Origin of the sequence: Chrysanthemum yellows phytoplasma (assembly GCF_000803325.1) — a bacterium.
Taxonomy (GTDB): Bacteria; Bacillota_I; Bacilli_A; order Acholeplasmatales; family Acholeplasmataceae; genus Phytoplasma; species Phytoplasma asteris.
The window spans coordinates 1-1,077 of the sequence record NZ_JSWH01000189.1 but is presented as its reverse complement, the minus strand read 5'-3'; the positions used below and the strand labels follow the sequence as shown (position 1 = coordinate 1,077).

At 26.6% G+C, this 1,077-nt stretch carries 2 protein-coding genes; both read left to right on the top strand.

Annotation, left to right across the window (positions count from 1 at the left end; all coding sequences use genetic code 11):
- On the top strand, nt 1–566 hold a 566-nt coding region (locus OL66_RS03110), incomplete at its 5' end, for a hypothetical protein (RefSeq protein WP_034172430.1).
- A gap of 35 nt (nt 567–601) precedes the next feature.
- Entirely contained in the window at nt 602–979 is a 378-nt protein-coding gene (locus OL66_RS03105; RefSeq protein ID WP_034172429.1) for an SVM family protein, read from the top strand.
- The last annotated feature ends 98 nt before the right edge of the window (nt 980–1,077 follow it).

Here is a 1,077-nt window from a genome sequence, read left to right as displayed (position 1 = left end):
AATGGTATGACGATAATAAAAAATGTACAATGATTAAAGCCAAATACACCTTTGATGGCCTTAATGGAGTCAGTTATTATCAAAAACAACTCGCTAACAAAGATAACATCAATTTTTATGAATTAGGAAACATCAAAAACCGCCTCGAAACCCAAAAAGAACCCTCTAACCTCGCCAACTACATCAAAGACCGTTATCCTTTCGACCGTTGGAATAACAAAGGATTAACTTATGAGGAAACCTCCATTAATGAATTTGAATATTCTAGTTTTGATACAGAAGATGACAGTCAATTATATTTATATGTTAATTTAGAAAAACAATTCAAAGAAGACTCAAGCGGTAATTGCTTAATCCTTAAATACAAAGGCCCTAAATACTTCTTAGACGACGACAAAGACTATTACCTTGGTTGTGCACATGTTTCCAACTCTAACTTCAAATTAACCGATTTCAACCTCCACTTCAACCCTGTCCGTAAAACTTTATCTCTTTATGAAGATAAACACAATAAAGATAAAGTACAAGAAGCCGAAAATAATAAAAGAACCAGCGATGACTGGTGATAAAAAAAGAATAAAAATAAAAGGAGATTTAATTAATGTTTAAAATTAAAAATAATTTATTATTGTTATTAAATGCGTTTATTGTATTTACTTTATTAGGATTGTTTTTAATTACTAATAATCAACAAGTAATGGGGATGAATAAAGATATTGCTAGTGCTAGCAATAATAATCAAAACATAACTAATTACTCTATTGAAGAAAATATAATTAATTTAAAATATAAAATTCGGGAAAATGCAGTTAAAAAAATAAATACAGAAAGCGAAATACAACAATTATCAAACAATGATCCTAAAAAAAATACTCTTTTAGCCTTAAAACAAAATTTAGAAAATTTAATTAATAATCAAAAAAAACAATTAAAAACTTATCAAACACTTTTAAAAACTTTAAATGATGAAAATAATTAATTTGTTTTTAATAATAAATAAAAATATTTAATTTTTCACAAAGACCCTCCTAAGGGTCTTTTTTTATTTACCAACACACAAACCTTGGAAAGGAAACA